Origin of the sequence: Vreelandella halophila (assembly GCF_019903425.1) — a bacterium.
Lineage (GTDB): Bacteria > Pseudomonadota > Gammaproteobacteria > Pseudomonadales > Oleiphilaceae > Halospina > Halospina halophila.
In genome coordinates this window covers 93,085-116,331 of sequence record NZ_JACHUZ010000011.1, presented here as the reverse complement: position 1 = coordinate 116,331, position 23,247 = coordinate 93,085, and the positions used below count along the sequence as shown (strand labels likewise).

The 23,247-nt window shown below is 63.1% G+C and carries 22 protein-coding genes; 12 read left to right on the top strand and 10 right to left on the bottom strand.

Features of this window, described 5'->3' with window-relative positions:
• Position 1: 1 nt before the first annotated feature.
• Together dnaE and H4I92_RS00720 are read right to left on the bottom strand one after the other, a co-directional pair.
• Complete coding sequence (gene dnaE, locus H4I92_RS00725) at positions 2-3,487, bottom strand: DNA polymerase III subunit alpha (RefSeq protein WP_077528739.1); 3,486 nt, start codon at positions 3,485-3,487, stop codon at positions 2-4.
• Between the two features lie 4 nt (positions 3,488-3,491).
• Positions 3,492-3,953: a TlpA family protein disulfide reductase gene (locus tag H4I92_RS00720; RefSeq protein WP_218668095.1), complete on the bottom strand. Its 462-nt coding sequence runs from the start codon at positions 3,951-3,953 to the stop codon at positions 3,492-3,494.
• A gap of 99 nt (positions 3,954-4,052) precedes the next feature.
• On the opposite strand from H4I92_RS00720, the gene H4I92_RS00715 reads away from it, so the two are divergent.
• Both H4I92_RS00715 and tfpB read left to right on the top strand, forming a co-directional pair.
• Entirely contained in the window at positions 4,053-4,433 is a 381-nt protein-coding gene (locus tag H4I92_RS00715; protein ID WP_179105575.1) for a DUF2069 domain-containing protein, read from the top strand.
• Between the two features lie 6 nt (positions 4,434-4,439).
• The gene (gene tfpB, locus H4I92_RS00710) at positions 4,440-6,206 is read left to right on the top strand and encodes a type IV pilus assembly ATPase TfpB (protein ID WP_077528737.1); all 1,767 of its coding nucleotides are present in this window, start codon (positions 4,440-4,442) and stop codon (positions 6,204-6,206) included.
• A gap of 49 nt (positions 6,207-6,255) precedes the next feature.
• Here tfpB and wrbA read toward each other — a convergent pair whose 3' ends face one another.
• A complete protein-coding gene (gene wrbA, locus H4I92_RS00705; RefSeq protein WP_077528736.1) occupies positions 6,256-6,855 on the bottom strand; it encodes an NAD(P)H:quinone oxidoreductase in 600 nt (199 codons plus the stop codon).
• 300 nt (positions 6,856-7,155) lie between these two features.
• Between wrbA and H4I92_RS00700 the strand changes: the two genes are divergently transcribed.
• The 9 genes from H4I92_RS00700 to H4I92_RS00660 are packed head-to-tail and all read left to right on the top strand — an operon-like array spanning position 7,156 to position 15,750.
• Positions 7,156-7,428, top strand: coding sequence for an STAS domain-containing protein (locus H4I92_RS00700; protein WP_077528735.1), 273 nt, complete (start codon positions 7,156-7,158; stop codon positions 7,426-7,428).
• 36 nt (positions 7,429-7,464) lie between these two features.
• Positions 7,465-7,827, top strand: a complete 363-nt coding sequence (locus H4I92_RS00695) for a response regulator (protein ID WP_077528734.1) — start codon at positions 7,465-7,467, stop codon at positions 7,825-7,827.
• Between the two features lie 36 nt (positions 7,828-7,863).
• Entirely contained in the window at positions 7,864-9,933 is a 2,070-nt protein-coding gene (locus tag H4I92_RS00690; protein WP_077528733.1) for a chemotaxis protein CheA, read from the top strand.
• Positions 9,933-10,469, top strand: a complete 537-nt coding sequence (locus H4I92_RS00685) for a chemotaxis protein CheW (protein WP_077528732.1) — start codon at positions 9,933-9,935, stop codon at positions 10,467-10,469. Before H4I92_RS00690 ends, H4I92_RS00685 begins: the two co-directional genes overlap by 1 nt.
• A gap of 3 nt (positions 10,470-10,472) precedes the next feature.
• On the top strand, positions 10,473-11,240 hold the full coding sequence (locus H4I92_RS00680) for a ParA family protein (protein ID WP_077528731.1): 768 nt from the start codon (positions 10,473-10,475) through the stop codon (positions 11,238-11,240).
• Positions 11,240-13,180, top strand: coding sequence for a methyl-accepting chemotaxis protein (locus H4I92_RS16770; protein WP_077528730.1), 1,941 nt, complete (start codon positions 11,240-11,242; stop codon positions 13,178-13,180). Before H4I92_RS00680 ends, H4I92_RS16770 begins: the two co-directional genes overlap by 1 nt.
• 16 nt (positions 13,181-13,196) lie before the next feature.
• On the top strand, positions 13,197-14,015 hold the full coding sequence (locus tag H4I92_RS00670; RefSeq protein ID WP_077528729.1) for a CheR family methyltransferase: 819 nt from the start codon (positions 13,197-13,199) through the stop codon (positions 14,013-14,015).
• Between the two features lie 2 nt (positions 14,016-14,017).
• Positions 14,018-14,674 (top strand): chemoreceptor glutamine deamidase CheD, encoded by a 657-nt coding sequence (gene cheD / locus H4I92_RS00665; protein WP_077528728.1) that lies wholly within the window; start codon positions 14,018-14,020, stop codon positions 14,672-14,674.
• Positions 14,675-14,694: 20 nt separating this feature from the next.
• Positions 14,695-15,750 (top strand): protein-glutamate methylesterase/protein-glutamine glutaminase, encoded by a 1,056-nt coding sequence (locus H4I92_RS00660; protein WP_077528727.1) that lies wholly within the window; start codon positions 14,695-14,697, stop codon positions 15,748-15,750.
• Here H4I92_RS00660 and H4I92_RS00655 read toward each other — a convergent pair.
• The 5 genes from H4I92_RS00655 to H4I92_RS00635 all read right to left on the bottom strand — a co-directional run bounded on the left by H4I92_RS00655 (position 15,738) and on the right by H4I92_RS00635 (position 20,751).
• On the bottom strand, positions 15,738-16,547 hold the full coding sequence (locus H4I92_RS00655) for a substrate-binding periplasmic protein (protein WP_218668094.1): 810 nt from the start codon (positions 16,545-16,547) through the stop codon (positions 15,738-15,740). The two genes, H4I92_RS00660 and H4I92_RS00655, sit on opposite strands and share 13 nt — an antisense overlap.
• Before the next feature lie 96 nt (positions 16,548-16,643).
• On the bottom strand, positions 16,644-17,192 hold the full coding sequence (gene mnmM, locus H4I92_RS00650; RefSeq protein ID WP_179105574.1) for a tRNA 5-(aminomethyl)-2-thiouridylate-methyltransferase MnmM: 549 nt from the start codon (positions 17,190-17,192) through the stop codon (positions 16,644-16,646).
• Positions 17,189-18,148: a D-2-hydroxyacid dehydrogenase gene (locus H4I92_RS00645; protein ID WP_077528725.1), complete on the bottom strand. Its 960-nt coding sequence runs from the start codon at positions 18,146-18,148 to the stop codon at positions 17,189-17,191. Before H4I92_RS00645 ends, mnmM begins: the two co-directional genes overlap by 4 nt.
• Before the next feature lie 80 nt (positions 18,149-18,228).
• A complete protein-coding gene (locus H4I92_RS00640) occupies positions 18,229-19,434 on the bottom strand; it encodes an acyl-CoA dehydrogenase family protein (RefSeq protein WP_077528724.1) in 1,206 nt (401 codons plus the stop codon).
• A gap of 9 nt (positions 19,435-19,443) precedes the next feature.
• Entirely contained in the window at positions 19,444-20,751 is a 1,308-nt protein-coding gene (locus H4I92_RS00635) for an acyl-CoA dehydrogenase family protein (protein WP_077528723.1), read from the bottom strand.
• A gap of 223 nt (positions 20,752-20,974) precedes the next feature.
• On the opposite strand from H4I92_RS00635, the gene H4I92_RS00630 reads away from it, so the two are divergent.
• Positions 20,975-21,529, top strand: a complete 555-nt coding sequence (locus H4I92_RS00630) for a porin family protein (protein ID WP_077528722.1) — start codon at positions 20,975-20,977, stop codon at positions 21,527-21,529.
• 16 nt (positions 21,530-21,545) lie between these two features.
• Here H4I92_RS00630 and H4I92_RS00625 read toward each other — a convergent pair whose 3' ends face one another.
• Positions 21,546-22,307 (bottom strand): ABC transporter permease, encoded by a 762-nt coding sequence (locus H4I92_RS00625; protein ID WP_077528721.1) that lies wholly within the window; start codon positions 22,305-22,307, stop codon positions 21,546-21,548.
• Positions 22,304-23,227, bottom strand: coding sequence for an ABC transporter ATP-binding protein (locus tag H4I92_RS00620; protein ID WP_077528720.1), 924 nt, complete (start codon positions 23,225-23,227; stop codon positions 22,304-22,306). Before H4I92_RS00620 ends, H4I92_RS00625 begins: the two co-directional genes overlap by 4 nt.
• Positions 23,228-23,247 lie beyond the last annotated feature (20 nt).

Below are 23,247 nucleotides of genomic sequence, written 5' to 3'. Positions count from 1 at the left end.
TTTATTCATCGTATACCAAAGTCACGCGATCGTCGCCCAGCAGGTGGCGCAGGCTCAACAGCAATTCGTCGTCCGGCTGCACCTGCCAGTCCTCACCCAGGCGGATAAGCGTGCTCGCCTCCGGGCTGTAATAGGCTAGATTAACCGGGCAGCCGTTGCCGCGATAGGGCCGCAGCACTTCCTCCAGGTGATCCAGAAAGCCGTTGGCGCACTGGGGGCGGTCCACCGCAAGGCGGATGCCGTGGCTGTACTGGCGGCGGGCAGCATTGATGTCCATCACACCGTCCGCAGTCATCTTGAGCGATCCGCTGTAGTCATCGTAGCTGATGCGCCCTTCCAGGATCAGCACATTGTCCGCCTGCAGAAGATCCTTGTACTCCATGAAGGCGTCCGTGAAAAGGGTCGCCTCAATGCGGGCGCTGCGATCGTCCAGAGTGACGAACGCCATGGGCTGGCCACGGCGGTTCTTCATGGTGCGCACCGCCACCACCAGGCCGGCAATCCGCTGGGTGCCTTTGCCCTGCTGCAGGTTGGCGATGGGCGTAGGCACGAAATGGCGGACCTCGCTCTCGTAGGCATCGAAGGGATGACCCGTCAGGTAGAGCCCCAGGGTTTCCTTCTCCGCCTGGAGGCGCTGCTTGTCGCTCCACTCGCGCAGGTGGGCCACATCCGCGAAGGGATTTTCATCCCCGGTGGAGACCAGATCCTCACCGAACAGGTCGCCCATGCCGGCATTGGCATTGCGGCTGAGCTGGCCGGCCTGCTGGATGGCCTTGTCGATACTGGCCATCATCTTCGCCCGGCTCGGGCCCAGGTTATCCAGGGCGCCGGCGCGGATCAGTGCCTCGATGGCGCGCTTGTTGACCTTGCGCATCTCCACGCGTGCGCAGAAATCGAACATGTCGCGGAAGGCACCGTCTTCCTGGCGCGCCGCCGTGATGCTTTCAATGGGCCCTTCACCCAGGCCCTTGATCGCGCCAAGACCGTAGACCACCTGGCCGTCGTCATTGACGGTGAAGCTGAACTCACTGGTGTTCACATCCGGCAGGACCAGGTCCAGCCCCATGCGGCGGCATTCCTCGACCAGTGTCACCACCTTGTCGGTGTTCTGCATGTCTGCGGTCAGCACCGCCGCCATGAATTCGGCCGGGTAGTGGGCCTTGAGCCAGAGCGTCTGATAGGACACCAGCGCGTAGGCCGCCGAGTGCGACTTGTTGAAGCCGTAACCGGCGAATTTTTCCACCAGATCGAAGATGTTGTCCGCCAGTTCCTTGCTGATGCCGTTGTTCTCGCAGCCCTCCAGGAACGCCTTCTTCTGCTTCTCCATCTCGGAGGCTTTCTTCTTGCCCATAGCCCGGCGCAGCAGGTCCGCCTGGCCGAGGGAGAAGCCCGCCATGACCTGCGCGATCTGCATCACCTGCTCCTGATAGAGGATGATGCCGTGAGTGGGCTTGAGCACCGGCTTGAGACCGTCGTACTGGAAATCCGGATGCGGGTAGGCCTCGGGCTGGCGGCCGTGCTTGCGGTCGATGAAGTCGTCCACCATGCCGGACTGCAGAGGGCCCGGGCGGAACAGCGCCACCAGCGCGATCATGTCCTCCAGGCTGGCCGGTTCCAGTCGCCGGATCAGGTCCTTCATGCCCCGGGATTCCAGCTGGAACACGGCGGTGGTCTCGGCCTTCTTGAGCAGCTCGAAGGAGGGTTGGTCGTCCAGCGGGATCTCGTCGATGTCGATGTCCGACTCGCCGCGCTCGCGCCGGCGGCGATTCACCATGGCTAGGGCCCAGTCGATGATGGTCAGGGTCCGCAGGCCGAGGAAGTCGAACTTGACCAGTCCGGCCTCCTCCACGTCGTTCTTGTCGAACTGGGTGACGACACTGCCGCCGTCTTCTTCACAGTACAGCGGGGCGAAATCGGTCAGCTTGGTGGGCGCGATCACCACGCCGCCGGCGTGCTTGCCTGCGTTACGGCAGATGCCCTCGAGCTTCTTCGCCATCTCCCAGATTTCCTGGGCTTCCTCATCCTGCTCCAGGAACTCGCGCAGCGGCTCTTCTTCCTCATGGGCCCGTTCCAGGGTCATTCCCGGATCGAAGGGAATGAGCTTGGACATGCGGTCCGCCAGCCCGTAGGACTTGCCCTGGACCCGGGCGACGTCGCGTACCACGGCCTTGGCCGCCATGGTGCCGAAGGTAATGATCTGGGAAACGGCGTTCTTACCGTAGCGTTCGGCCACATAGTGGATGACCCGGTCGCGGCCTTCCATGCAGAAGTCCACGTCAAAGTCAGGCATCGAGACCCGTTCCGGATTGAGGAAGCGCTCAAACAGCAGGTCGTACTGCATCGGGTCGATGTTGGTGATCAGCAGCGCATAGGCCACCAGCGAGCCGGCGCCGGAACCACGCCCCGGCCCCACGGGCACGCCGTTGTCCTTGGCCCACTGGATGAAATCCATCACGATCAGGAAGTAGCCCGGGAAGCCCATCTGGTTGACGATGTTGAGCTCGAAATCCAGGCGTTCGTAATAGCGCGCCCGCTTCTCCTCATAGTTGGGGTCCGTGCGGTCCAGGATGCGCTCAAGGCGCTTCTCAAGCCCCTCTTCCGAGACCTTGCGGAAGTACTCATCCATTGTCATCCCGTCCGGGATGGGGTACTGGGGCAGCGAGATCTCGCCCAGCTTGACCGGGACCGTGCACCGGCGTGCAATCTCAATGGTGTTGTCGATCGCCTCCGGGATGTCCTCGAACAGCTCGATCATCTCCTCCTGGGAACGGAGGTACTGCTGGTCGCTGAAGCGCCGTTCCCGGCGGGGATCGTCCAGAGTCTTGCTCTCGCCGATACAGACCCGGGCCTCGTGGGCCTCGAAGTCGTCGGCCTCCAGGAAGTGAACGTCGTTGGTGGCCACCACCGGCAGCTCCAGCGTTTGGGCCAGGGCCACCTGCCCGTGCACACAGTCCTCGTCATAGGGGCGACCGGTGCGCTGGAGCTCAAAATAGAAAGCGCCGGGGAAAAGGCCGGCCCAGTAGCGCGCCCGCTCCTCGGCCAGCCCTTCTTTCCCGGCCAGGATCGCACGGCCGATATCCCCTTCCCGGGCACCGGAGAGCATGAGCAGCCCTTCCGCCCGCTGCTCGATCCACTCCCGCTCCACGACTGGAATACCGGTGGCCAGACCATCGGTGTAGCCCAGGGAAATGATCTCGGTGAGGTTGCCGAAGCCGGTCTGGTTACGCGCCAGCAGGGTGATGCGGAAGGGCTTGTTCGGGTCCTCGGTGTTGCGCAACCAGAGGTCCGCGCCGATGACCGGCTTGATGCCGGCGCTGGTGGTGCCCTCGTAGAACTTCACCAGCGAGCACATGTTGGACTGTTCGGTCAGCCCGATGGCGGGCATGCCCATTTCCGCCGCACGTTCGATCAGTGGCTTGATCCGGATCAGGCCATCGACCAGGGAATACTCCGAATGGACGCGAAGATGAACGAATGTGCGCGACACAGGGCTACTCCATAACCTCGACCAGTTCCTCCTCGGTCTGCTCCCCGAAGCGGGCCTCCACCACATCACCCTCAGGGTTGATCACAAAGGTAGCAGGAAGCGAGACCGGGTGCTCCCAGCCGTAGTGGGCCTGGGGGTCATCGGTAACGACGGTGAAATCAATGCCCATGTCGTCCATGAGCGTGCGCAACGCGTCACCCTCAACCTCGTCAAAGTTGACGCCGAGGACGCGCACGCCGTCACGCTGGTCCAGCGCGTTCAGCTCCGGGATCTCTTCATAGCAGGGCTTGCACCACTCGGCCCAGTAGTTGACGAAGACCCACTGCCCCTGCAGATCGGCGGTGCCCACCGGTTCGCCCTCCGCGGACGCAAACTCGGTACTGCCACCCAGGCCGCCGGGCATGCCGTCACAACCCGCGAGCGCAAGGATCAGCACGACCACTGTCGCGCGTATGAGATGAATCACCGCCAACCTCCTGATAGAGTAACGGGCAAAGCCGGATCAAACATTGTAACGGCAAAACCGGCCTCCGTAATCCATGCCCGCTCAGGTGAACCGCCCGTAATGACCGAAACCGCGCGCCGCTACTCCGACCTTCCCCTGGCCCACTGGATCGGCCTCGCCAGTTTCTTCGCCCTGATGGGCATCCTGGCCCTGACCACCTTCTGGCCGGAACCGGTTGAAGCCTCGAAGACCGCTGTCCTGATCATCAAGCTGGCGCCGCTGCTTATCTTTGTGCCCGGGCTGCTCCGGGGCCGCAATCTGACCTACATCTGGGCCTGCTTCATGATGATGATCTACTTCGCGCCCCTGTCGGTCAGCTCCTACCTTTACGGGTGGCCCCTGACCAGTGTTATTCCGATGGTGCTGACACTGGTGTTCTTCGTGGCAGCGCTGTTCAAGCTGCGCCATGATCCACGGAACCCCGGCATCAGCACGGGTTGATCCTGTATGGCGAAGGCACCGAAACCCGGCCGTGACCAGCCACTGAGCCTTCACCAGGTCTGCGACGCCCTGGTACAGGACGAGCGCATCACCGAGGAGGAGGCCCGCGACGTCCGTAACGCCAACCTGGGCTCGGATGGCCAGAAGCATCCCCTGGAAATGCTGGCCGATGCCCAGTTGCAGGACGCCACCACCGGAAAGCTCCTGTACCTGGATACCCTCACGGAGTGGCTGGCCCACTGGTCAGGGCTGGACTACGTGCACATCGACCCGCTCAAGGTGGACGTGCCCTCGGTGGCGGACGTGATGTCCTACGCCTACGCCCAGCGCAACGGCATCCTGGCGGTGAAGGTCACGCGCGACGAGGTCCAGGTTGCCACGACCCAGCCCTTCCAGCGCGAGTGGATCAGCAACCTGGAACACATCACCCGGCGGACAGTGACACCGGTGGTCGCCAATCCGGCCGCCATCCGCCGCTTCACGGTGGAGTTCTACCAGCTCGCCAACTCCGTCAGCAAAGCCGGTGGTGAGGATGCGAGCAAGCACGTCCAGAGCTTCGAGCAGCTGCTCGACCTGAGCGATGGCAAGGCGGACGCCAACGACCAGCACGTGGTCAGCATCGTGGACTGGTTGCTCCACTATGCCTTTGAGCAGCGCGCCAGCGACATCCACATCGAGCCGCGCCGGGAAATGTCCCAGGTGCGCTTCCGCATCGACGGCGTCCTGCACACCGTCTACGAATTCCCGATCAACGTGGGCATTGCGGTACTCAGCCGCCTCAAGATCCTGGGCCGGCTGAACGTGGCCGAAAAGCGCCGCCCCCAGGACGGCCGCATCAAGACCCGTAAACAGGACGAAAGCGAGGTGGAGCTGCGCATCGCGACCATGCCCACCGCGTTCGGCGAAAAGATGGTTCTCCGGATCTTTGACCCGGATGTTCTGCTCAAGCCCTTTGAGCAGATGGGCTTCTCCCGGGATGATCGTGAGCGCTGGCAGCGCATTACCGACAATCCCTATGGCATCATCCTGGTCACGGGCCCTACCGGCTCCGGCAAGACCACCACCCTCTATTCCACGCTGCGCCAGATGGCCTCGGACGACGTGAACATCTGCACCATCGAGGACCCCATCGAGATGGTGGAGCCGGCGTTCAACCAGATGCAGGTGCAGCACGGCATCGACCTGACCTTCGCCCACGGCGTGCGCGCGCTGCTGCGCCAGGACCCGGACATCATCATGATCGGCGAGATCCGCGACCAGGAAACCGCGGACATGGCGGTCCAGGGCGCGCTGACCGGCCACCTGGTGCTCTCCACCCTGCACACCAACGATGCGCCCAGCGCCATCACCCGGCTGCTTGAGCTGGGCCTGCCCAGCTACCTGATCCGTGCCACCGTGATCGGGGTCATGGCCCAGCGCTTGGTGCGGACACTGTGTACCGGGTGCAAGACGGAAGGCAGCATCGACACCGAGGCCTGGCGAACCCTCACCAAACCTTGGAAGGCGCCCACTCCGGAACACCCCTGCGAGCCGGTGGGCTGCCTGCAGTGCCGCAATACCGGTTACCTGGGCCGTTCCGGAGTCTACGAGATCATGCCCGTGGAGGGCGCGGTCGAGGATCTGATCACTGCTGACTGCGACGTGAACCAGTTGCGACGGGAAGCCTACAGGCAGGGGATGATGTCACTGCGCCTGTCCGGCGCCCAGAAAGTGGCCGCAGGGCTGACCACTGTTGAAGAAGTGATGCGGGTCACTCCGGAAAGCCAGAGGTAGGGGCGCGCCGAGCGCGCACTGGCCCCGGCTCTGCCGGGGCCTTCCTGAATCAGCCGAACAGCTTCACCGCCTGCTCCGCCACATGCTTGCCCTGGAACCGGGCAATGGCCTTCTCGCGCTCATCCGCCTGCCGGGAACCGTCACCGCCGGCGAGCATGGTGGCGCCATAGGGCGTGCCGCCGCCGGGCTGGGAGATATCGAACAGCTCTCCAGTACCATAGCCGATCGGCACAATGGTCATGCCATGGTGGGCCAGCGTGACCCAGAAGGTGGTCAGGGTCTGTTCCTCACCGCCACCGGTACCGGTTGAACCGAACACGCTGGCGAGCTTGCCGAACAGCGCACCCTTGGCCCAGAGCCCGCCGGTCTGGTCCATGAAGGTCCGCATCTGACCGGCCATGTTGCCGAAGCGGGTGGGCGTGCCGAAAAGGATGGCGTCATAATCCGCCAGCTCGTTCGGGGTTGCCACCGACGCCTGCTGGTCAGCCTTGCCGCCAGCGTTCGCGAAGGCGTCGGAGTCTATGGTCTCAGGAACCCGCTTGACCGTCACTTCGGCGCCATCAACGCTGCCGGCCCCCTCGGCCACGGTGTTCGCGAAGTCTTCCATGTGGCCGTACATCGAATAGTAAAGTACCAGTACTTTCGCCATTTTCCATCTCCTGTGGTGTTGCGTGTGATCTGTTACTGCTGAGCAGACTAGCGCGCGGCCCGTCCCCATCAAAGCGGAACATTTCGAGCGCCCTGTTCAAAATGACTGATGCATCAACAGGGGCAGGAATTGCATGCGCCTGCTAATCTTCCAAAAGTCGGATATGGGTGATCAGCTCAAGCTCTGGCGCGCCCGGCCGTTAAACGATGTCATAACGCGGAGTGTGAACGGATTCACGCTGAACCCGCTGATGTAACGTGCCGTAGCTACAATAAACATTTAAACCGGAGGTAAACCCGGATGAACGAAGAGTCCGCCAATACGGTCGCCTTGGGAAGCCAAGTGGACATTTCCATGGCAGGCATGCTGTACCAGCAGCTTTCCAGCGCCCTCGATGCGGACGCCCCCCCCATCCTGGACGGCACCGACACCCAACGGATCGACACTGCGGGCGTCCAGCTCCTGCTGGCGTTCCGCCGACAGGCGGAGATGCAGGGCCGTGAATGGCAGTGGCGCAACCGCCCTGCGTGCCTGGCCGAAGCGGAATCCCTTCTTGGCATAGAAACTGCCTGACCTTTTTGAAACGCCGAAAGCGGCAAGGAGTTGACGATGGCAAACATTCTCGCGGTGGATGATTCCGCCTCGATGCGGCAGATGGTTTCCCACACGCTCAAGCAGAACGGCCACAGCGTGGTGGATGCACCGGATGGCAAGGCCGCACTGGACAAAGCCAAACAGCAGAAGTTCGATGCGGTGATCACGGACGTGAACATGCCCAATATGGACGGCATCACGCTGATCAAGGAACTGCGAAAGCTGCCCAACTACAAGTTCACGCCACTTCTGCTCCTGACCACGGAATCGGCTCCGGAAAAGAAGCAGGAAGGCAAGGCCGCCGGTGCCACCGGCTGGCTGGTCAAACCCTTTGACCCGGAAAAACTGATGGGCGCTGTCCGCAAGGTTGTACGGTAAACACCGAATTCACCGGAATCACAGGCCGGAGTGGCTATGAGCATCGACATGAACCAGTTCCTGCAGACCTTCTTCGAAGAAAGCTTCGAGGGACTGGACGACATGGAAAACGGCCTGCTCAACATGACGGCCGGCGAGCCGGACGTGGAACAGCTCAACGACATCTTCCGGGCCGCCCACTCAATCAAAGGCGGCGCCGGGACCTTCGGCCTGACGTCTGTAACCGACCTGACCCACAAGCTCGAAACACTGCTTGACCGCCTGCGTGAAGGCGAAAGCGAGGTTACCACCGACGGGATCAACCTTCTTCTGGAGTCCGTGGACTGCCTTCGGTCTCTGCTTCAGGCCGAGCGTGACGGCAGCGAGGCGGACCCCGAGCAGGCCGCCGACATCACCACCCGGCTGGCCGCCATGGTCGATGGTGACAATGGCGACGACAGTGCTGGTGCCCACGAGGACGCAGGCAGCGCTGACGAAGGCAACGGCGGTGGCGGCAGCGGCCCCGGCGGTGGCTGGCGAATCAGCTTCACACCTGAGCCCCATCTGTTCATGACCGGCAACGACCCGTTGCGGCTGCTCGAGGAACTGAGCGAACTCGGGGAGATCCAGGTGCGTTGCGACAGCAGCAGCCTCCCCGCCCTGCCCGACCTGGATCCAGAACAGTGTGTCCTGAGCTGGACCATTGAGCTTTATGGGGATGTCCAGCGGGAGGCCATTGAAGAAGTTTTCGAGTGGGTCGAGGATGACTGTTCCCTGACCATCGCCCCCCTGGAGCCTGTTAGCGGGAATACCGCTGCCACGGAGCTGGAAACAGCACCTGAATCCCAGGCGGCCGGCGCCGGGGAAGTGGCGGATGAGACCCAGCAACAGAAACCAGCCCAGCAGAGTGGCGGTGGCGGCAATGCCAGCACCAGCAGCTCCATCCGGGTGGATACCGGCAAGATCGACAACCTCATCGACATGGTCGGTGAGCTGGTCATCACCCAGTCCATGCTTAACGAACTGGGCGAGAACTTCACCATGGACAGGCTGGAGAAGCTCCAGGACGGCCTCGCCCAGCTCGAGCGCAACACCCGCGAGCTGCAGGAAAACGTCATGCGCATCCGCATGGTGCCGATCAGCTTCGCCTACTCACGCCTGCCGCGCATGGTCCATGACTTGATGCGCCAGCTGGGCAAGAAGGTAGATCTGCAGCTCAATGGCGAAGAGACGGAGCTGGACAAGACGGTGATGGAGAAGATCATTGACCCGCTTGTTCACCTGGTCCGCAACGCCATGGACCACGGCATCGAGCCGCCGGAAAAACGCGTCGAACTGGGCAAGCCGGAGACCGGCACCCTGGAGATGAACGCCTACCACAAGGGCGGCTACATCGTGATCGAGATCAACGATGACGGCGGCGGCATAAGCCGCGACAGGCTGCTCAACAAGGCCCGCGACGCGGGGCTGGTGGAAAACGGCGCGGAGCTCTCCGACGAGCAGGTGTTCGATTTCATCTTCCACCCCGGCCTGTCCACCCATGATGAGGCCACCGATGTTTCCGGCCGTGGCGTGGGCATGGACGTGGTCAAGCGCAACATCAAGGCGCTGGGCGGCAACATCACGGTGAACTCCACCCCGGGTAAGGGGACGCGCTTCGCCATCCACCTGCCGCTGACCCTGTCCATCCTTGACGGGCAGCTGTTCCGGGTTGGTGACCAGGTCTATGTAGTGCCGCTGATCTCGATCATGGAGTCGCTGCAGATGCAGGGCGGCAAGATCAAGCGCATGGCCGGCACCTCGGAACTCTACGAATGGCGTGACGACTACATCCCCATCATCCGCCTGCGGGAACTGTTCAACGAGGCCGGGGGTGGCGACCTGGAGAATGAACTGATGGTGGTGGTCGAGGAGGACGACCGCTACGTCGGGCTGCACGTGGACGAACTCCTCGGCCAGCAGCAGGTGGTCATCAAGAGCCTCAAGAGCAACTACCGGCCAGTGACCGGCTTTGCCGGCGCAACCATCCTCGGCAATGGCACTGTGGCCCTGATCCTCGACATTGCCGGACTCCTGGAGCTGGCCCAGGCGCGCGACGAAGTGCTCACGAACGGAGCCAATAACTGATGAGCGAATCCGCAAGCGACAAGACCAACAGCACCGCCACGACACAGCAGGATGCTGCACTCCAGGGCACTGTTGGCGACGGCGACCAATACCTCACCTTCACACTGGGAGATGAGGAATACGGCGTGGACATCCTCCGGGTCCAGGAAATCCGGGCCTGGGATACCGCCACGCCCATTCCCAACACCCCGCCCTACGTGAAGGGGGTCATCAACATGCGCGGCACCATCGTGCCGGTGGTGGACCTGCGCGAACGCTTTGGCATGGAGACGCTGGAGTACACACAGTTCACCGTGGTGGTTCTGGTCAAGGTCATCCATGGCGACCGCGAGCGGATCATGGGCCTGATCGTGGATGCGCTTTCCGAGGTCTACGGCATCAACGAGGACCAGCTCCGGCCACCGCCCGAGTTCGGCACCGTGATCCGCACGGACTTCATCCGCGGTCTGGCCACCATGGAAGACAAGATGGTGATCGTTCTGGACGTGGACAGCCTGCTCGGCGAGGACGCCGGGGTGGGCGGGGCCAGTGACTGACCCATGCGCGCCGTCGCAGTCCTGAATCAGAAGGGTGGCGTGGGTAAGACCACCACCAGCGTTCACCTCGCCCACGGTATGGCGCGGCTGGGTGAACGGGTCCTGGGTATCGACATGGACCCGCAGGGGCACATGGGCACCAGCCTGGGCGCGGACAACCGCCGGGCCGGGCTGGACCAGGTGCTGCTCAACGAGGAACGGCTGGTTGATCACCGCCAGAACGTTCGCGAACACCTGGACGTGGTCTGCGCCGGCCCCGGCCTGCGCAGCTTCGAGACCCTGGACGAGGGCGGCCCGGAACGCGGCTGGTGGCTGAACGAGGCGCTGTACGAACTGGAAACGGAAAGCGCGGCGGAAGCACCCGAGTGGGTGGTCATGGACTGCCCGCCGTCATCCGGCCTGCTGGTGATGAACGCCCTGCTGGCCGCCGATGACCTGGTGATACCAGTGGCCTGCGATTTCCTGTCACTACAGGGGCTGTCCACGCTGATGCAGACCCTGGCGAAAGTAGAGGAACGGATGCAGGCGGCCAGCCGCAAGTGGCTGGTCCTGACCCGCTTCCAGACCCGGCGGCGACTGTCGCGCGAGGTGCAGGAGACCCTGGTGAACCATTTCCCCGGGCAGCTGCTGGAGACGCCGATCCGGGAGAACGCGGCCCTGGCGGAAGCGCCAGGCTTCGGCAGAACGGTTTTTGAGTACCAGGCCACCAGTAACGGCGCCGTCGACTACGCGGCCCTGGTGGAGGATCTGAGATTGGGGAGAGTGCGCTGATGGCCGAAAACAACCGCAGTAACCGCAACGGCGGCTCCGGGCGCCGCGGCGGAGGCCGGCGGCAGAAACTGGGCAACGATCCGCTGGCATGGATGGAAGGCGGCGGTAATACCTCCGACAGCAGTGGAACACCGTCGGAGACGGAACCTGAATCAACACTGACATCCGAACCGCAAGACAAACAGCAGACCGAGTCACGGGAGAGCAAGACCATGGCCAGCAACAACCAGACTAACCAGGTCACCATTGACCCGGCGGAATACGAGGCCCTCCAGCGCATGAAGCTGGCCCTGCATACCGCGACCACGGCGATGATGACGACGGACTCAGAAGGCCGTATCGACTACCTCAATGAGCGCATGCAGGACCTGCTGCGCGACTACGAGCGCGACATCGCCGAGGATAATCGGGGCTTCCGCGCCAGGGGTCTGGAAGGCGAGGATCTGGTGGATACCTTCCCCCAGCTGCGCTCGATTGCCCGCCAGATGAACAAGGTTCGCAATGACGCCATACACGACACGGTGGACATTGGCCGGGTACGCCTTGCCATCGCCATCACCGGCGAAGAAAACGAACAGGGCGAGTTCCTCGGCAACACCATTGAATGGTTCGACCAGACCGAGGACCGCGAACGCGAAGAGAATGAGGAGCGGGTCCGCTCGGAGCTCAAGGACATGATCAGCCAGGTCCGTGAGGGCCGGCTGGACGAGCGGGTGGATACCGACGCCATGAGCGAAGGCTTCGTGAAGGACCTGAGCGCGGACGTGAACAACGTGGTGGATGCCGCCCAGCGGCCCACCCAGGAAGTCATCCGCGTCATGAAGAACCTGGCGGACGGCAACCTGCACGACAAGATGCAGGGCGAGTTCGAGGGCGATTTCGGCCGCCTACAGGAAGCCGTCAACGAAACCGTGGACGTGCTGCGCAATACGGTCGAGCAGATCACCGACGCCACCGGCAACATCAATTCGGCGGCCAAGGAGATCGCCCAGGGCAACCAGGATCTGTCCCAGCGCACCGAGGAACAGGCCAGCTCACTGGAAGAGACTGCCTCATCCATGGAGGAGATCACCTCCACCGTGAAGCAGAACGCGGACAACGCCCAGGAGTCCAACCAGCTGGCCACGGCGGCCCGTGAAAAAGCCGAGCGTGGCGGCGAGATCGCCCGTCAGGTGGTGGACGCCATGGGCGAGATCAAGAGCTCGTCCAGCGAGATCAACGACATCATTACCGTCATCGACGAGATCGCCTTCCAGACCAACCTTCTGGCCCTGAACGCCGCCGTCGAGGCGGCGCGTGCCGGTGAGCACGGGCGCGGCTTCGGGGTGGTGGCTGCCGAGGTCCGCAACCTGGCCCAGCGCAGCGCTTCCGCCGCCAAGGACATCAAGAAGCTGATCAAGGATTCCAGCGAGAAGGTCGAGCACGGTACCAAGTTGGTGGACGAGTCCACCGAGACCCTGAACGAGATCATCAATTCGGTTCAGACGGTCACCGACAAGATTGCCGAGATTGCGGCAGCCAGCAACCAGCAGTCCTCGGGCATCGACGAGATCAACAAGGCCGTCTCGCAGCTGGATGAGGTCACCCAGCAGAACGCGGCACTGGTGGAGGAAGCGGCGGCGGCCTCTGAATCCCTGGATGAGCAGACCACGTCCCTGGTGGACCTGATGAGCTTCTTCGGTGACAGCGGCGCCAGCAACCAGCAGGCGTCCAGTGGCAACCGGAGCACCGGCGGTCAGCGGCAGCAGAATGCCGGCGCCGGAACCCAGAACCAGCGCTCCACACTTGCCCAGCGCGGCAACAACGGCGCGGGTTCAGGTGCAAGGCCCGCTCAGGGAGCTGCGGCCAGCAGGGGCAATAACGCCTCAGGCGCGCCAGCAGGCAGTGCCGCCGGCCAGGCGGAAGCCTCCGGGGATGACGGTGAATGGGAAGAGTTCTGAGCGGGAGTAGGCCTTAGTGTCCCGAGAACGGGAGTTCCAGTTCACCCGCAAGGACTTTGAGTGGATCCGGGAGAAGGTAACCGGTGAGACCGGCATCCAGCTCAACCCCTCCAAGGACCAGATGGTGTATTCCCGGCTCGCCCGGCGCCTGAGGGCGCTGGGCCTGCCGGATTTCGCCTCCTACCGGAAGGTACTGGAACAGGACAACGGCGAGGAGATGGGCCAGTTTGTCAACGCCCTGACCACCAACCTTACGGCCTTCTTCCGGGAATCCCACCATTTCGACCATCTGGCGGAAATCCTGCCGGAACTGGCCGGAGGGCCCATCAACATCTGGTCCGCTGGCTGCTCCACCGGCGAAGAGGCCTACTCCATCGCCATGACGGTACTGGAGAACCTCAGTGAGCAGGACGCCGAAAGGGTCACGATCACCGCCACCGACCTGGACAGCAGCGTGGTGGAGCACGGCCGCCGGGGCATCTACGACGAGGGCCGGCTTTCCGGTGTCCCCGCCCTGCAGAAAAAGCGCTACTTCCTGCGCGGCACAGGCCGGAATGCCGGCAAGGCGAAGGTGAAGGAGCCGCTGAGGCGTATGGTCACCTTTGACACACAGAACCTGCTTCACGACTGGCCCTTCAGCGAGCGCTTCCAGATCGTGTTCTGCCGCAATACTGTGATCTATTTCAACAAGGAGCTGCAGGCACATCTTTTCGAGCGGCTGCACCGCTATACCGCCCCCGGCGCGTGGCTCTACATCGGCCATTCGGAATCCCTGTGGAAGGTCACTGAACGCTTTGTCTCCCATGGCCGTACCATTTACGAACGAGTGGACTGACCATGGCGGAAGCAACGATCACGACCCAATCGCGACAGCCCCGCGCCCTGCCCGGCTTTGAGCGGATCCGGCGCTACTGGGACCCGGCACACCGGGTCTGGGCGGCCAAGCTGCTTCCCGGCGAGTTCTACGTGAACCGGGGTGACGAGATGATCGTCACCACCCTCGGCTCCTGTGTGGCAGCGTGTATCCGGGATCCAAGGCGTGGGGTTGGCGGCATGAACCACTTTATGCTGCCAACCCGTGGCGGCGACCCGGAGAGCTGGGTGGACGATCCGGTCAACCTGGCGACCCGCTACGGCAACAATGCCATGGAGCAGCTGATCAACCGCATCCTGAAACTCGGCGCCCGCCGCGAGGATCTCGAAATCAAGCTTTTTGGCGGCGGACGCGTTCTCAAAGGCGTCACCACGGACATTGGTAAACGCAACATCGAGTTCGCCATGGAATACTGCGCAACCGAATCCCTGAGACTGATCAGCCGGGACCTCGGAGGGGCCTACCCGCGCAAGGTGCAGTTCTTCCCGGATACCGGGCGCGCCTTCAGCAAGAAACTCTACCGCACGCGCAACCAGACCCTCATCGAACGCGAAGAGCACTACCTCCACGAGCTCGAGGAAGAGCCCGTGTCCGGTGGCGATGTGGACCTTTTCGAATAACAGAAGACTGGGAGTACCAGATGATCCGCACCATTGTGGTCGATGATTCGGCGCTTATCCGCCAGATGCTGACGGAGATGCTCAACGATGCCCCGGACATTGAAGTGGTGGACACCGCGCATGATCCCTATGACGCGCGCGAGAAGATCAAGGCCCACAACCCGGATGTGATCACGCTGGACGTGGAGATGCCGAAGATGGACGGCATCACCTTCCTGCGCAACATCATGCGGCTGCGGCCCATGCCGGTGATCATGGTGTCATCGCTGACCCAGGATGGCGCTGAGGTCACCCTGGAGGCACTGGATATCGGCGCCGTGGACTATGTGGCCAAACCCCAGGTCAACCTGGCCAGTGAGTTCCAGGATTACGCCCGCGAGATCCAGGACAAGATCCGCATGGCCGCCTCCGCCCGGGTAAAGGGCGGCTCACGGCCGGCGGGCGAAAAGCACAGTGCCGGCGCAGTGCTGCCCAAACGCCGCCCCGGTGACCTCAAGAGCACCGAACGACTGATCGCCCTGGGGGCCTCCACCGGCGGCACCGAGGCCCTGCGCCACGTTCTGGAACAGCTGCCCCCGGACAGCCCGGGGGTGGTCATCACCCAGCACATTCCCCAGGAGTTCAGCCGGGCATTCGCCAACCGCATGGATGGCACCTGTGCAGTGACGGTCACCGAAGCCCAGCATGGCCAGCGAATCATTCCCGGCCACGTCTATGTAGCCCCCGGCAACCGCCACCTGACCGTCAAGCGTGATGGCGCCCGCTATACCTGCCAGCTCCATGACGGTGACCCCGTGAACCGACACAGGCCCTCTGTGGATGTGCTGTTCCGCAGTGTCGCCAATGAGGCCGGAAAAAACGCCGTGGCCGCCCTGCTCACCGGCATGGGCGATGACGGCGCCCGGGGCATGAAGGAGTTGCACGACCTGGGCGCCTACACCGTGGCCCAGAACGAGGACACCAGTGTGGTCTGGGGTATGCCTGGAACGGCGGTGGAGATGGAGGCGGTCAGCGACACCCTGGCACTGGACCGGATCGCCGGGGCCCTGCTGACCCGGGCGCGTCAGTCCGCCTGAGCGGGGGTGAGCCGGTCCACGGCGGGCATTTCATTACCCAGCGCCTCCACCAGGATCTTCTCGATCCCTCCTTCCCGGCGCATGGCCTTGAGCGCCCGATTGAAGTCCTCGATGCGCTTGGCATTGCCCTCCACCTCACGGGAAAGAAGCAGATGGAGCCGGTCCTCACGGACCGGTTCGGGATGCCAGGTCAGCGCCTTCGCCTCTTCCTCACTGAAAAGCTCACTGATCATCCGCTGGCCGACAACCCGATCCAATGGAAACAGATCAATGCGGCCCGCCAGGAGTTTATGGAAATTCAGCTCATCCGATGACACGGTTTCAGTGGTGGCAACCCCCAGGGTCCTCACCCGGTCCAGCACTTCACCATAGTCGTAGCCACGGGTCAGCCCAATGCGGTAGTCGGCAAGATCGGTGGTGGTTTCCCAGTCGAACGGCATGTCCGCCCTATGAAAGAAGACGTATTCGGTGACGATCACGGGCCGACTGATGAAGAAGTCCTCACGGCGCTCACTGGAGGGCACCCAGACCGCCGTGCCGTCACGCTCGCCCCGACGGGCCAGGTAGAGGGAGCGGGCCCAGGGGTGGAATTCATACTCGACCTGATAGCCGGCACGCTCGAACGCTCGGCTCACAATCCGGGAGGCGATGCCGTAACCGGGCTCTTCCCTGCCCAGATAGGGCGGCCACTCGCCATTGGTGATGCTCACCGTGCGGTCCTCAGTTGTCTCCCCGGCGAGCGCTAACGCTGGCACCATCATAGTCAGTGCCAGGAGCACCGTTCTCAGCCATACCATGATGCCCTCCTCCAGCGGCGCTGCCGGAATTCCAGTAAAACACCCCGCACCGACAGGGTGGCAATACCCGGTACAGCTGTCCACCGAAATGGTGCTTCAACGTGTAAGCAGCACCAGGACCGGGCCCTTGTGGTCGGACGGGTCAACCGGAATACGCCACTCATGACCGCTCCCAGTCAGCCACTCGCGGATGGCGTTCCATTCGGCGTCACCACCGTCATGCCCACGGTATACCATCAGCGACAGACAGCCGCCGGAGGTCAGCATTTCCATCGACTGCTCCAGGGCGGGGATTGTGGTGACCGCCCCTGTGGTACGGGTGCGGTCACTGCCGGGGAGATAGCCCAGATTGAACATAACGGCGTCCAGTTTCCGCTCCCCCGGCGGCGTCACCTGATCCCGGATATGGGCATGGCTTTCACACAGCAGGGTTACGCGTTCACCGAGCCCGGCTTCGACAAGCCGGTTGCGGGTGGTCTCAATGGCGGCGGGCTGTACATCCAGTGCCCATACATGGCCACTGGCGCCCACCTGCTCCGCCAGGAAACGCGTGTCATGGCCATTTCCCGCCGTAGCGTCCAGCGCCAGGCCACCCTCGCCCAGCACCCCGGCAACGGCTTCATGGGCCTGGTGGGTCAGCCTCACACCACCCACCGTTCCAGGGTGCCGGCGGCGAAGGCCCGCAGATTGTCGGCGCTCTGCTGCACCATGCGTTGCCGGGCCTCCTGGCTTGCCCAGGCGCAGTGCGGGGTCACCAGCAGGTTGGGAATATCGTCGGCAAGCAGTGGGTTGCCGTCCACCGGCGGCTCCTGTGTCAGGACGTCCACGCCGGCGCCGGCAATATCACCCTGGCGCAGCGCATCCGCCAGCGCCTGCTCGTTCACAATGCCACCCCGGGAGGTGTTCACCAGCAGCGCGGAATCCTTCATCGTCCTCAGGGCCTGCGCATCGATCAGATCCCGGGTCTCGTCGCTCAGAAGGCAGTGCACGGACAGCACATCCGCAACAGGGAGCAGCGTCTCCAGCGACTGCCGCGGGAAGCCATCCACTTCCCCTTCCGGCTGCCCGGGTCTGGCCGCAACCCGTACATCCATCCCGAAGGCCTGGCCCAGCCGGGCCACGCCCTGCCCCAGATCACCATACCCAAGCACCACCAGGGTTCTGCCCTCCAGCTCGATGATGGGGTGATCCATACGGCAGAACATGGGGCTCTGCTGCCACCACCCGGCACGTACGTCCTGGACGTAATCCACCAGCCGGTTAGCCAGGGCGAGGATCAGGGAGAAGGTATGCTGCACGAGGACCGGCCGGGCATACCGGATGGCATTGACCACCCGGATGCCCCTGGCCGCTGCAGCCTCCAGATCAATGTTGTTCACGCCCGTCGCGGTCACAACCACCACCCGGAGCTTCGGCGCTGCTGCAAAGTGCGCCTCGCCGAGAACCACCTTGTTGGTAACCACCGCCTCGACATCCGCGATGCGTTCGGCCACCTGGGCCGGCGTTGTGGTTCCGTAGAGGGTGAGATCCGCGGCGGCCTGCATCGGGCCAAGGTCCACGTCCGAGCCAAGGGTATCGGCGTCCAGGAAAACAGCTTTCACGGTGATGTTTCCTCCTGATCAGGCACAGCGATGACAGTCCGTTATTGTCACCGCTGGCCCCTGTTGAGGCAATCAGCCGGTCACCGCAACTCACTCGAGCTGAGGCCCAACAGCCTCCGGGCAATGATCAGGTTCTGGATCTGCTGGGTGCCTTCGAAGATGTCCAGGATCTTGGAATCCCGGGCCCATTTCTCCAGCAGTTCCTCCTCGCTGTAACCCAGGGTCCCCGCCAGTTCCGCGCAGCGCAGGGTGATGCTGTTGCCCACACGTCCGGCCTTGGCCTTGCACATGGAGGCCTGGACCGAATTGGGCTGGTGGTTGTCGGCCATCCAGGCGGCGCGCACCGTCAGCCAGTACGCAGATTCCCACTCCGCCTCCATGCGGTAGATCTCGGCCTCGACAGCGGACGCATTATCCACCGGGCGGTCGTAGTCCAGATTCACCTGATCCGCCAGTAGTTCCTTCAGGCGTTCCAGTGCCGCGCGGCCACAGCCCACTGCCATGGCGGCCACCAGCGGGCGGGTGTTGTCGAAGGTCTGCATGGCCCCGGCAAAGCCCTTGGCGGTGTCGATCTCCGGAGTACCGAGCAGGTTCTCCGCCGGCACACGGCAATTCTGGAAGTGGATGGCGGCGGTGTCCGAGGCGCGGATACCCAGTTTTTTCTCCAGCCGTGCCAGCTCCATTCCCGGCGTGCCCCACTCCACCACGAAGGACTTGATGGCGGCCTTGCCCATGGATGGATCCAGCGTTGCCCAGACCACCACGCAGTCCGCCCGTTCACCGGCAGTGACGTAGATCTTCTCGCCGTTGAGCACGTACTCATCACCCTCGCGGCGGGCCGTGGTGCGGATGGCGCCGGAGTCCGAACCACAGCCGGGTTCGGTAATGGCCATGGCCGCCCACTTGCCTTCAAAGCGCTGCTTCTGTTCGTCCGTGGCAACGGCGGAGATGGCCGCGTTGCCCAGGCCCTGGCGCGGCAGCGAGAGCATCAGCGCCACGTCGCCGTAGCACAGCTCCATGGTTCCCAGGCAGACGGCCATGTTCGAGCCATTGCGCACATCCCCGGAGCCGGCTCCACCACTGGCGCCAGTGGTGGCGGCCCCGGCGGAATTCGAGGGATCACCCTCGTTGAACCCATCCAGGATGGAGGCCAGCATATCGAGCTCTTTCGGGCGCTCATGCTCGTGCCGGTCGTAATAGCGCGAAATGGGCCGGAAGGTGCCCACGGCCACCTGGTGGGCATTGTTGATCAGGGAACGGAACTTTTTGGGTATCTCCAGGTTCATGGCCCCTCCTTACAGGTGCAGCCCGCCGAAGGCGATACCAGTGGCCCGCAGGTCCCGGTACCAGCGCTCCACCGGGTACTCGTGGGTGTAGCCGTGGCCACCCAGGACCTGTACGCCATTGGTTCCAATACCCATGGCCTTGTCCTTGACCAGGGTGCGCGCCAGGTGCGCCTCGCGCCGGAAGGAAAGGCCCTGCTCGGCCCGGCAGACCGCCCGCCATGTGAGCATGCGCATGGCGTCCAGTTCGATGGCCATGTCCGAGATCAGGAAAGCAACCCCCTGCCTGTGGCTGATGGGTTCGCCAAAGGCAGTGCGTTCGTTGGCATAGGGAATGACGTAGTCCAGGACCGCCTGGCAGGTTCCGATGGCGAGGCTGCACCAGGCCAGGGTTCCCAGGTCGACAAAGGCGCGGTAGTCGAAGTCCCCGGCACTCAGGCGGTTACCTGCGGGAACCTTTACGCCGTCCAGATGCACCCGCCCCTGGCCACTGGCACGGATGCCCATGGGCCGGTCCTCTCCGACGCGTAATCCCGCGCTGCCACCCTCCACAATGAAGACGCCGGGGCCATCCCCGGTCATGGCCGCCACCAGAAAGAGTTCCGCCTGCGCGGCGAGGGGAACCAGGGTCTTGGTGCCGTTGAGAACATAGTGATCGCCCTGGCGGGTCGCGGTGCATGCCGGCTGCAGCGGATCGAACAGCGGTGTGGGCTCGGCCACCGCGATGCTGGCCTGGGGTGGATTGTCCCCGGCAAACGCCACCAGGTAGGTCCCCTGCTGATGGGCATTGCCCCACTGCGTCAGGGCATTGGCCACGGACATGGGCGCCAGGATCGCGGCGGCCTGCCCCATGTCACCGTAGGCCAGATCCTCCGCCAGCAGCATGGAGGTCACGGGCGAACGTTCCGTTGCCGCGCCGCCCAGAGCCTCGGGCACGGAGAACAGAGTCAGCCCGAGCTCTGCGGCCTGCTCGAGGGTGCCAGAGGCCGTGGCGCGCCCGGCATCCGCGCTTTCAGCTGTCTCCCGCAGAATCTCACGCGCAAAGTCCTGGACACTCTCGCGGATCATGCGCTGTTCATCGGTGATGTTCAGATCAAAAAGATCCTGGGTCCTGCCAGGGGCATGCAGCCTCTGAGGGCGCCTGAGGGGGTTGAGGTTGCGGAACTGGCGGGCGCTGGTGCTGATGGCACTGAAGCTGGAACGGCTCAGGTAATAGCTGATGTTCTCGGCAGTACGCCTCATTCCCAGGTGATCAAGCACCCCGGAACCGGCAAGGTGGTTGAGGGCGCTCAGGGCGTATCCCATTGCATCGCGCGCCATGGCGGCCTCCTCGGACTGTGGCTGACAATCCGATTATGCCGCAACTGCCGGCGCTGCCATTGACCCGGATGCCGCTGCCGCCTGCTGCCCCGGTCACCCCCCCTGCAATATGTGGCGTCGTCGTCAATTATGAGCGACAGTACGGCTTCAGCATTGACCGGGAAGCCTGGGCTGGCATGATTCCGGAGCAAAGGAGCTTCAGCCACTGACACGGACCCTTCCCATGAAACGTATTGTCGCCCTGACCCTGCTCTTGCTGGCCATCCACCCACTGGCCATGGCCGGCCCTCAACGGCCCGTAACACAGGGAACCACTTACCTGGGCGCCCAGTATTCCCGGCTGACGTTCTCTTCGGACAGACTCGTCACCTCGGCAACACCTTCCATGGTGATGCTGCGCGGCGGCGCGTTCCTGCTCGACAATATTGCGGTCGAAGCCCGGTACGGGACAGGCGTTGAGAGCGACCAGGCCATGGCCAGGGACGGGGAACTGGTCCGGGCCAGCGTGCAGCATTTCGGCAGTGCCTACGTTACCGGCCATGTACCGCTCGGCAGGCGCTCCTCTTTCTACATCTTCGGTGGGTTCAGTGAATTCAAGTCCCGCTTCGAGCGGCCGGACCGTCAGCTGAATGAAACCGAGTTCTCCGGCTCCTATGGGGCCGGTTATCAGATCAATCTGAGCCGACAGGTCGGGCTCAACCTTGAGTACAACCGCTTCATGGAAAAAAGCGGTCATCGCCTGAATGGTTTTTCCGTGGGCGCGCAGCTCTATTTCTGAGGCCACTGTTGATGGCTCAGGACTTGAGGCGGTACCCCGTGCGGAAGATCCACCAGATGAGCGTCAGGCAGAGCAGCATGAAGAAAAACGTCATGCCCAGGCTGACCAGCAGTGGCACATCCGAGACCTCGTAGAAGCTCCAGCGGAAGCCGCTGACCAGGTAGACCACCGGGTTGAACAGCGAGACGGTTTGCCAGAATTCCGGCAGCACATCGATGGAGTAGAAGGTGCCCCCGAGGAAGGTCAGCGGAATCACCAGCAGCAGGGGCACGATCTGGAGCTGCTCAAAGTCCTCGGCCCAGATGCCCACAATGAAGCCGAACAGGCTGAAGGTGAAGGAAGTCAGCACCAGGAAGGTCGCCATCAGGAATGGATGCGCTATGGGCACGTCCACGAACAGCTGGGCGGTGAACAGGATGATCAGCCCCAGCACCAGTGACTTGGTCGCGGCCGCGCCTACATAGCCCACCACCACCTCAAGGTAGGAGACCGGTGCGGACAGCAGCTCGTAGATGGTGCCCGTGAAGCGCGGAAAGAAGATGCCGAAGGAGGCGTTGGTCACACTCTGGGTCAGCAGCATGAGCATGATCAGGCCGGGTACGATGAAGGCCCCGTAGGGAACCCCATCCACCTGTTCCACCCGCGAGCCGATAGCTGCCCCGAAGACCACGAAATAGAGCGACGTGGTCACAACGGGCGAGATGATTGACTGCAGCCAGGTGCGCAGGGCCCGGGCCAGTTCAAAATGATAGATGGCGTACATGCCGCGCAGGTTCATGAGCCGTTCACCAGATCCAGGAAAATGTCCTCCAGCGAACTCTGGGAGGTATGCAGGTCCGTGAAGCGGATCCCTGCCTCGCCCAGTGCCTGGAGAAGATCGTCAATGCCGGTATGGGCTGACTGGGTTTCATAGGTATAGATGAGCCCGCTGCCATCCTCGGTCAGCCTGAGCCCATAATCCGACAGCGCCGCAGGAACCGCCTCCAGCGGTTCACGCAGCTGCAGTACCAGCTGTTTGGTGCCCAGCTTACGCATCAGCTGCTGCTTGTTCTCGACCAGCACGATCTCGCCCTGGTTGATGACGCCGATACGGTCCGCCATCTCCTCGGCTTCCTCGATGTAATGGGTGGTGAGGATCACGGTCACACCGGTCTGGCGCAGATAGTCCACCGTCTCCCACATCCCCTGGCGCAGCTCCACATCCACGCCGGCCGTGGGCTCATCCAGAAACAGCACTGACGGCTCATGGGCCAGAGCCTTGGCGATGAGCAACCGCCGTTTCATGCCACCGGAGAGCATGCGCAGCTGGCTGTTGCGTTTCTCCCACAGCGACAGATCCCGCAGCACCCTTTCGAGGTAGGCATCATCACGCGGCTTGCCGAACAGCATGCGGCTGAAGCTGACCTTGGCCCAGACCGTCTCGAAGGCGTCCCGGGTGAGCTCCTGGGGAACCAGGCCGATACGGGAGCGGGTCTGGCGGTAATTGCGTTGAATGTCGTAACCATCCACCGTGACCCGGCCGCCCGTGGCGTTGACGATACCGCAGATGATGCTGATCAGCGTGGTCTTGCCGGCGCCATTAGGCCCCAGAAGCGCAAAGATCTCCCCTTTGTGAATATCCAGGTTGATGTCTTTAAGTGCCTGGAATCCGTCCCGGTAGGTCTTGTCGAGATTCTCAATGGAGAGGATGGAGCTCACGGGTCACCTCAATTGCTGGC